Raw genomic sequence first — 8579 nt, 5'->3', positions numbered from 1 at the left:
CTCCCACTCGGCTTTAGAAGCCGAACAAATATCAAGGCTCGTCGGGCGCGACTTTCATCGAGGCGCGGGACTGACCTCCCACACGACGCCGTATAGATTGACGCAAACCACACTCACGCACATCTCGGTACAGTATTGCAGAAAAGGGGGTAACCATAGATGTGGGAGCTGGCTTGCCAGCGATGCGCCGCGCGGGCGGCGCTCGATCTCAAGAGCGCTGCAAACCTTCCGGCGAGCGCATCGCAGCCATCACGCTCCCTCCAGCTCCACCAACACCGTCCCTTCGCTGACCATATCCCCTTCCTGACAGAACAGCGCCTTCACCGTCCCGCCATGGGGCGCGCGGATGCTGTGTTCCATCTTCATGGCTTCAAGCACCACCAACGCGGTGCCGGCCTCCACCACCTGGCCCGGCTCGACCAGCACCCGCACGATGCTGCCGTTCATGGGGGCGCCCAGGCCGCCCTGATGACCATGGCTGGCTTCAGCGGCGGCGATCGGGTCGTGCACGCTCACCGCGTGCAGCTCGCCTTGCCACTGCAGGTACAGGGTGCCGCCCCGGCGCACGGCCAAATGGCGACGACGAATACCGTCCTGGTCGTGGCACAGCTGCTCGCCGACGAGCTGGTAGGTGGACGGAGCGCTGCGTTCCAGGGCGATCGCCTGCTCGTGGCCTTCGCACTGCAAATGCAGGGTGCTGCGGGCTGGCAACCCCAGGCGCAGGCCCTCGCGGGCAGCCCATGGCGAGGCTGGGTCATCCTGGCGCTGCACCGCCGGCGCGCTTTGCAGCCAGGCTTCGGCGGCCGCCTCCCAGAACGGTGCGGGCAAGGCGTCAACCGCTGGCAGCAGAATCTCCTGATGACGGGGAATGAACCCGGTGTCCAGCTGGGCGTCGGCAAACGCCGGGTGGGCAAGGATGCGGCGCAGGAAGGCGATGTTGGTCTTCAGCCCGCCGATGGCGAACTCATCGAGCATTGCCAGCAGCCGCAGGCGCGCCTGTTCGCGGTCCTGGCCCCAGGCGATCAGCTTGCCCAGCATCGGGTCGTAGAACGGCGATACCTCATCGCCCTCGCTGACCCCGCTGTCCACCCGCCGCCCTTCACCCGGCGCCGACTCACGGTACAGCGCCAGGGTGCCGGTGGCCGGCAGGAATTCGTTGGCCGGGTCCTCGGCGTACAGCCGCACTTCGATGGCATGGCCGATCAGCGGCACCTGTTCCTGGGTGATCGGCAGCGCTTCGCCACAGGCGACGCGGATCTGCCAGGCCACCAGGTCGAGGCCGGTGATGGCCTCGGTGACCGGGTGCTCTACCTGCAGGCGGGTGTTCATCTCCATGAAGAAGAATTCGCCACGGGCGTCGAGCAGAAATTCCACGGTGCCGGCGCCAACGTATCCGATGGCTTGGGCCGCGCGCACCGCCGCCTGGCCCATGGCCTGGCGCAGTTCCGGGGACAGGCCGGGGGCTGGCGCTTCTTCGACGACCTTCTGGTGGCGACGCTGGATCGAGCAGTCGCGCTCGTTCAGGTACAGGCAGTTGCCGTGCTGGTCGGCGAACACCTGGATCTCCACATGGCGCGGCTTGAGCACGTATTTCTCGACCAGCATGCGCGCATCGCCGAACGACGACTGTGCTTCACGCTGGGCCGAGGCCAGGGCGTCGGCCAGCTGGCTTTCCTCCTCGACCACTTTCATGCCCTTGCCGCCACCGCCAGCGCTGGCCTTGAGCAGCACCGGGTAGCCGATGCGCTCGGCGGCGGTGCGGAAGGTGTCGAGGTCCTGGGCTTCGCCGTGGTAGCCCGGTACCAGCGGCACCCCGGCGGCCTCCATCAGCGCCTTGGCCGCCGACTTGCTGCCCATGGCATCGATAGCGCTGGCCGGCGGGCCGAGGAAGATCAGCCCGGCCTGTTCGATGGCGCGGGCGAAACCGGCGTTCTCGGACAGAAAGCCATAGCCTGGGTGGATGGCCTGGGCGCCACTGGCCTTGGCTGCGGCGAGCAGCTTGTCGATCACCAGGTAGCTGTCGGCGGCCTTGCTGCCGCCCAGGTCGACGCGGATATCGGCCTCGCGGCTGTGGCGGGCGTCGCGGTCGGTGGCGCTGTGCACGGCCACGGTGGTCAGGCCCAGGGCCTTGGCGGTGCGCATCACCCGGCAGGCGATCTCGCCGCGGTTGGCGACCAGCAGGGTGGTCAGGGTGGGACGGCTCATGGGCGCGGTTCCTTCTTCTGTTCGGTTTGCCAGGCGGGGCGGCGTTTTTCCAGGAAGGCGCGCAGGCCCTCCTGGCCTTCGGCGCTGACGCGAATACGGGCGATGGTGTTCTCACAATAGCGGCGCAGGGCCGGGCTCAGCTCGCCGTCGTCCACTTCACGCAGCAGGTCCTTGGTGGCGCGCAGGGCCTGGGGGCTGTTGTGCAGCAGATTCTCCACCCAGGCTTCGACCTCGGCGTCCAGCTCGCTGGCCGGGTACACCTCGGCCAGCAGGCCCAGTTCACGAGCACGCACACCGCTGAAGCGTTCGGCGGTGAGGGCATAGCGGCGCGCGGCGCGCTCGCCAATGGCCTTGACCACGAACGGGCTGATTACCGCAGGCGCCAGGCCGATGCGCACTTCCGACAGGCACAGCTGCGCGTCCTCGGCGCCGATGGCCATGTCGCAGCAACTGATCAACCCCAGCGCGCCACCAAAGGCCGCGCCTTGCACCACGGCCAGGGTCGGGGCCTTGAGGCGGTGCAGGGCATACATCAGCTCGCCCAGCTCATGGGCGTCATCGAGGTTGGTGTTGAAGTCCAGCTGCGCCGACTGCTGCATCCATGCCAGGTCGGCGCCAGCGCTGAAGTGCCGGCCACGGCCGCGCAGCAGCACGAAGCGCAGGCTGCTGTCTTCGGCCAGCCGGTCGAGGGCGACGATCAGTTCGCGGATCATCTGCGCGTTGAAGGCGTTGTTCTTGTCTTCCCGGCTCAACCACAGGGTGGTGAAGCCGCGGGGGTCGTGTTCCAGCTCGAGAGTGGCGAAATCGGTCATGGGTCACATCCGGAAAATGCCGAAGCGGCTCTGTTCGATCGGGGCGTTCAGCGCGGCGGACAACGCCAGGCCGAGTACGTCGCGGGTCTGCGCCGGGTCGATGACGCCGTCGTCCCACAGCCGGGCGCTGGAATAGTACGGGTGGCCCTGGTGTTCGTACTGGTCGAGGATCGGCTGCTTGAGCTTTTTCTCGTCTTCGGGGCTGAACACTTCGCCGCTGCGCTCGCTCTGCTCGCGCTTGACCTGGGCCAGCACGCCGGCCGCCTGTTCGGCGCCCATCACGCCGATGCGCGCATTGGGCCACATCCACAAGAAGCGCGGGTCGTAGGCGCGGCCACACATGCCATAGTTGCCGGCACCGAAGCTGCCGCCGATGATCACCGTGAACTTCGGCACCTGGGCGCAGGCCACGGCGGTCACCAGCTTGGCGCCGTGCTTGGCGATGCCGCCTTCTTCATACTTTTTACCGACCATGAAGCCGGTGATGTTCTGCAGGAACAGCAACGGGATACCACGCTGGCAAGCCAGTTCGATGAAGTGCGCGCCTTTTTGCGCGGCCTCGGCGAACAGGATGCCGTTGTTGGCCAGGATCGCCACCGGGTAGCCGTGCAGATGGGCAAAGCCGCACACTAGGGTGGTGCCGAACAGCGCCTTGAACTCATCGAATACCGAACCGTCGACCAGGCGCGCAATCACTTCGCGCACATCGAACGGCTGCTTGGCGTCGGCCGGCACCACGCCATACAACTCCTCGGCGCCATACAGCGGCGCGATCGGCGCCTGGCATTGCAACTTGCCGAGCTTGTGCCAGTTGAGGTTGGCCACGCTACGGCGGGCGATGGCCAGGGCGTGTTCGTCATTGTCGGCGTAATGGTCGGCCACGCCGCTGGTGCGGCAGTGCACGTCGGCGCCGCCGAGGTCCTCGGCGCTGACCACTTCACCGGTCGCCGCCTTCACCAGCGGCGGGCCGGCGAGGAAGATGGTCGCCTGCTGGCGCACCATGATCGCTTCGTCGGCCATGGCCGGCACATAGGCGCCACCGGCGGTGCACGAGCCCATCACCACGGCGATCTGCGGGATACCCAGGGCACTCATGTTGGCCTGGTTGAAGAAGATCCGCCCGAAGTGCTCGCGGTCGGGGAACACTTCGTCCTGGCGCGGCAGGTTGGCGCCGCCGGAGTCCACCAGATAAATGCAGGGCAGGCGGTTCTGCAGGGCAATGGTCTGGGCGCGCAGGTGTTTTTTCACCGTCAGCGGGTAGTAGGAGCCGCCTTTGACCGTGGCGTCGTTGGCCACGATCATGCACTCCACGCCCTCGACGCGGCCGATACCGGCGATCACACCGGCGGCGGGCACGTCCTCGCCATACACCTCATGGGCGGCCAGTTGGCCGATTTCGAGGAACGGCGAGCCCGGGTCGAGCAGGCGGTCGATCCGCTCGCGGGGCAGCAGCTTGCCGCGCGAGGTGTGCCGTTGCTGGGCCTTCAGGCCGCCGCCCTGGCTGACCTGGGCGAGCAGGCCGCGCAGTTTCGTGACCTGCTCGAGCATGGCCGCGCTGTTGCCGGCGAACTCCGCCGAGCGCGGGTTGATCTGGGTGTGCAAGGTAGCCATGTGCGCCCGTTCCTTATGCTCAGCGGGTTTCGTTGAACAGTTCGCGGCCGATCAGCATCCGGCGGATTTCGCTGGTGCCGGCACCGATCTCGTACAGCTTGGCGTCGCGCAGCAGGCGGCCGGCCGGGAACTCATTGATGTAGCCGTTGCCACCGAGGATCTGGATCGCCTCCAGGGCCATCTGCGTGGCGCGCTCGGCGGTGTACAGGATCACCCCGGCGGCGTCCTTGCGGGTGGTCTCGGCGCGGTCGCAGGCCTGGGCCACGGCGTACAGGTAGGCGCGGCTGGCGTTGAGCTGGGTGTACATGTCGGCGATCTTGCCCTGGATCAGCTGGAACTCGCCGATGCTCTGGCCGAACTGCTTGCGGTCGTGGATGTAGGGGACGACCAGGTCCATGCAGCTCTGCATGATGCCGGTCGGGCCGCCCGAGAGCACCACGCGCTCGTAGTCCAGGCCGCTCATCAGCACCCGCACGCCGCCGTTGAGCTGGCCGAGGATGTTTTCTTCCGGCACTTCCACATCATCGAAGAACAGCTCGCAGGTGTTGGAGCCACGCATGCCCAGCTTGTCGAACTTGTTGCTGCGGCTGAAGCCTTTCCAGTCGCGCTCGACGATGAACGCGGTGATGCCGTGGGGGCCCTTGTCCAGGTCGGTCTTGGCGTAGATCACGTAGGTGTTGGCGTCGGGGCCGTTGGTGATCCAGGTCTTGCTGCCGTTGAGCACGTAGCGGTCGCCACGTTTTTCGGCGCGCAGCTTCATCGACACCACGTCGGAGCCGGCGTTGGGCTCGCTCATGGCCAGGGCGCCGATGTGCTCGCCGCTGATCAGCTTGGGCAGGTACTTGAGTTTCTGCTCGTGGGTGCCGTTGCGGTTGATCTGGTTGACGCACAGGTTGGAGTGGGCGCCATAGGACAGGGCCACCGAGGCCGACCCGCGGCTGATCTCTTCCATCGATACCACGTGGGCCAGGTAGCCCAGGCCGGCGCCGCCGTATTCCTCGGGGACAGTAATGCCCAGCAGGCCCATATCGCCGAACTTGCGCCACATGTCGGCGGGGAACAGGTTGTCGTGGTCGATCTGCGCGGCGCGCGGGGCCAGCTCGGCGGCGACGAAGGTGCGCACCTGGTCGCGGAGCATGTCGATGGTTTCGCCCAGGGCGAAGTTCAGGGTCGGGTAATGCATGGGGGGCACCTTGTTGTTCTTGAAATTGGATACACCGTAGCCCATGGGCCAGTCACCGTCCCTGTGGGAGCGGGCTTGCCCGCGAATGCGTCAGCAGGGTCACCGTCATTGCCTGGATGATCGCTTTCGCGGGCAAGCCCGCTCCCACAGGGTCCGATGTCGCCTGAAGGTTCGATGCTGTTTTCATCTTGACGTTAACGTAAACCTGCCTCCCGGCACTGTCAATCGAATCATCACCTTTACGTAAACGTAAATCTGCGCCAGAGTAATTGCCGCCTGCTTCAGTCATGCCCAGAACAACCACAAGAAGGGACCACCATGCCTCAACCAAGCTATACCCGCGGCCGCCAGGACCACCCTTTGCTGACCCTGACCATCGGCCAGGCCTTCGACGCCACCGTGGCCCGCCACGCCGAGCGCGAAGCGCTGGTGGTGCGGCACCAAGGCCTGCGCTACAGCTGGCGCGAACTGGCCGCAGAGGTCGAGTTGCATGCGAGGGCGCTGATGGCGCTGGGCGTGGCCGGCGGCGAGCGGGTCGGCATCTGGGCACCCAACTGCGCCCAGTGGTGCATCCTGCAACTGGCCACGGCCAAGGTCGGCGCGATCCTGGTCAACATCAACCCTGCCTACCGGGTGGGGGAGCTTGAGTATGTGCTGCGCCAGTCCGGCTGCCGCTGGCTGGTGTGTGCCGATGCCTTCAAGACCTCCGACTACCACGCCATGGTGCAGGAACTGGTGCCGGAACTGGCGCAGCATGGGATTGGCCAATTGGCCAGCGAACGCCTGCCCGACCTGCGCGGTGTGATCAGCCTGGCCGCCCAACCGCCGACAGGCTTCCTGCCCTGGGCCGCATTGGCCGGGCGGGCAGGGGGGATCGCCCGCGCCATCTTCGAGCAGCGCCAGAACAGCCTGCAGTTCGACCAGCCGGTGAACATCCAGTACACCTCTGGCACCACGGGTGCGCCCAAGGGCGCGACCCTGAGCCACTACAACATCCTCAACAACGGCTACATGGTCGGTGAAAGCCTTGGCCTCACCGAACACGACCGCATGGTGATCCCGGTGCCGCTGTACCACTGCTTCGGCATGGTCATGGCCAACCTGGGCTGCATCACCCACGGCAGCACCATGGTCTACCCCAACGACGCCTTCGACGCCGAGCTCACCCTGCGCGCGGTGAGTGAGGAGCGCGCCACCATCCTCTATGGCGTACCGACCATGTTCATCGCCATGCTCGACCACCCGTCGCGCCCGCAGCTGGACCTCTCGACCCTGCGCAGCGGCATCATGGCCGGCGCCACCTGCCCGATCGAGGTGATGCGCAAGGTCATCGAGCAGATGCACATGGCCGAGGTGCAGATCGCCTACGGCATGACCGAGACCAGCCCGGTTTCATTGCAGACCGGCCCGGACGATGAGCTGGAACTGCGCGTGACCACGGTCGGGCGCACTCAGCCTCACCTGGAAACCAAGCTGGTGGACGCCGACGGCTGCATCGTCCCGCGGGGCGAGATCGGCGAGCTGTGCACCCGGGGCTACAGCGTGATGCTCGGCTACTGGGACAACCTGCAGGCCACCCACGACGCCATCGACCCGGCCCGCTGGATGCGCACCGGTGACCTGGCGGTGATGGACGAGCAGGGTTACGTGCGCATCGTCGGGCGCAACAAGGACATGATCATTCGCGGCGGCGAGAACATCTATCCGCGTGAGCTGGAAGAATTCTTCCATACCCACCCGGCGGTGGCCGAGGCGCAGGTGGTGGGGATCCCGTGCAGCAAGTATGGCGAGGAGGTGGTGGCGTGGATTCGCCTGCACCCTGGGCACAATGCCACGGCAGATGAATTGCAGCAGTGGTGCAAGGCGCGCCTGGCGCACTTCAAGGCGCCGCGGCATTTCCGCTTTGTCGATGAGTTCCCGATGACGGTGACGGGGAAGGTGCAGAAGTTCAGGATGCGCGAGATCAGTGTCGAGGAGCTGGGTGGGTAGTGGGTTGCGTCGCCCGATACACCAGCTCAACCAGCTCAGCGAAGGTCACATAGGTTCGAATCTGGTGGTCAATGTAGACGTCGAACGCCTCTTCTATCAGCGCTTGAAGCTCGACCATATCGAGGCTGTCCGCCCCCAGTTCGTCCATGGAAACGTCAGGCCTGACCCTGTGTGAGGACTGCTCCAGGAAGTTGGCGATGATCCAGAGCAGGCGAGCGGAGATGTAGAGCCGGGAGTGCATACCGAAGTCAGCCGTGAGAGGGTGGCTCTTCTGTACGCGCTTCGCTGCTGGCTGCGCTACTGGTAGAAATGTCAGGTGCGCCATTCACGACTCTGTGCATTCACCCTGCAGGCGCCAGTCTCTGGTTCAACGAGGTCGCTGTGGGAGCGGCTTTAGCCGCGAACACCGGCAGAGCCGGTGCCATCCACCGCGTCGTCTGCTTCGCGGCTAAAGCCGCTCCCACAGGGGATCGCGGTGCGGGTGCTGGCAAAGTTCCCTGCACAGCAGCGCAGCCGGTAGGGCTGGGGGATTTCCTACAGATACGCCGGATGAAACGCCGGGTGCCGTCTATTCTTTGCCTTTCACCGGCGGCTCCTCGCTCGGCGGGTCACCCACCGTGGGCGGCACAGTCGGCTTGATCGGCAACTCGTCCGGCTCTTGCTCGGGCACCGGCGGCGGCAATGTCGGGTCATCGATGTTCGGGTCGGGTGTCTCCGGTGGAATGGGAATGTTCATGGGCCTGACCTCGCGTGGTGGATGAAGCGGTGTTGCAGGCTTG

8 protein-coding genes are annotated in these 8579 nt (G+C 65.9%); 1 reads left to right on the top strand and 7 read right to left on the bottom strand.

Annotation, left to right across the window (positions count from 1 at the left end):
- Positions 1–249 precede the first annotated feature (249 nt).
- The 5 genes from L6D77_RS25335 to L6D77_RS25315 are packed head-to-tail and all read right to left on the bottom strand — an operon-like array spanning position 250 to position 6100.
- Positions 250–2205 (bottom strand): acetyl/propionyl/methylcrotonyl-CoA carboxylase subunit alpha, encoded by a 1956-nt coding sequence (locus L6D77_RS25335; protein WP_232884082.1) that lies wholly within the window; start codon positions 2203–2205, stop codon positions 250–252.
- The gene (locus L6D77_RS25330; protein ID WP_232884083.1) at positions 2202–3017 is read right to left on the bottom strand and encodes a gamma-carboxygeranoyl-CoA hydratase; all 816 of its coding nucleotides are present in this window, start codon (positions 3015–3017) and stop codon (positions 2202–2204) included. Before L6D77_RS25330 ends, L6D77_RS25335 begins: the two co-directional genes overlap by 4 nt.
- Positions 3018–3020: 3 nt before the next feature.
- Entirely contained in the window at positions 3021–4628 is a 1608-nt protein-coding gene (locus tag L6D77_RS25325; RefSeq protein ID WP_232884084.1) for a carboxyl transferase domain-containing protein, read from the bottom strand.
- A gap of 19 nt (positions 4629–4647) precedes the next feature.
- Entirely contained in the window at positions 4648–5811 is a 1164-nt protein-coding gene (locus tag L6D77_RS25320; RefSeq protein ID WP_232884085.1) for an isovaleryl-CoA dehydrogenase, read from the bottom strand.
- 52 nt (positions 5812–5863) lie between these two features.
- Entirely contained in the window at positions 5864–6100 is a 237-nt protein-coding gene (locus L6D77_RS25315; RefSeq protein WP_232884086.1) for a hypothetical protein, read from the bottom strand.
- A 29-nt stretch (positions 6101–6129) separates the two neighbouring features.
- Here L6D77_RS25315 and L6D77_RS25310 point away from each other — a divergent pair, with 29 nt between their 5' ends.
- The gene (locus L6D77_RS25310; protein WP_232884087.1) at positions 6130–7800 is read left to right on the top strand and encodes an AMP-binding protein; all 1671 of its coding nucleotides are present in this window, start codon (positions 6130–6132) and stop codon (positions 7798–7800) included.
- Here the strand turns inward: L6D77_RS25310 and L6D77_RS25305 are convergent.
- Positions 7775–8125, bottom strand: a complete 351-nt coding sequence (locus L6D77_RS25305) for an acyl carrier protein (RefSeq protein WP_232884088.1) — start codon at positions 8123–8125, stop codon at positions 7775–7777. The two genes, L6D77_RS25310 and L6D77_RS25305, sit on opposite strands and share 26 nt — an antisense overlap.
- Before the next feature lie 243 nt (positions 8126–8368).
- Complete coding sequence (locus L6D77_RS25300) at positions 8369–8536, bottom strand: hypothetical protein (RefSeq protein ID WP_232884089.1); 168 nt, start codon at positions 8534–8536, stop codon at positions 8369–8371.
- Between the last annotated feature and the right edge of the window lie 43 nt (positions 8537–8579).

Origin of the sequence: Pseudomonas parasichuanensis, assembly GCF_021601385.1 — a bacterium.
GTDB lineage: Bacteria > Pseudomonadota > Gammaproteobacteria > Pseudomonadales > Pseudomonadaceae > Aquipseudomonas > Aquipseudomonas parasichuanensis.
This window is presented reverse-complemented; position numbering and strand designations above follow the sequence as displayed.

Excerpts from the sequence above, each read along its gene's own strand:
- L6D77_RS25335 (WP_232884082.1), bottom strand. The coding sequence starts at position 2,205 with ATGAGCCGTCCCACCCTGACCACCCTGCTGGTCGCCAACCGCGGCGAG.
- L6D77_RS25330 (WP_232884083.1), bottom strand. The coding sequence starts at position 3,017 with ATGACCGATTTCGCCACTCTCGAGCTGGAACACGACCCCCGCGGCTTC.
- L6D77_RS25325 (WP_232884084.1), bottom strand. The coding sequence starts at position 4,628 with ATGGCTACCTTGCACACCCAGATCAACCCGCGCTCGGCGGAGTTCGCC.
- L6D77_RS25320 (WP_232884085.1), bottom strand. The coding sequence starts at position 5,811 with ATGCATTACCCGACCCTGAACTTCGCCCTGGGCGAAACCATCGACATG.
- L6D77_RS25315 (WP_232884086.1), bottom strand. The coding sequence starts at position 6,100 with ATGACTGAAGCAGGCGGCAATTACTCTGGCGCAGATTTACGTTTACGT.
- L6D77_RS25310 (WP_232884087.1), top strand. The coding sequence starts at position 6,130 with ATGCCTCAACCAAGCTATACCCGCGGCCGCCAGGACCACCCTTTGCTG.
- L6D77_RS25305 (WP_232884088.1), bottom strand. The coding sequence starts at position 8,125 with ATGGCGCACCTGACATTTCTACCAGTAGCGCAGCCAGCAGCGAAGCGC.
- L6D77_RS25300 (WP_232884089.1), bottom strand. The coding sequence starts at position 8,536 with ATGAACATTCCCATTCCACCGGAGACACCCGACCCGAACATCGATGAC.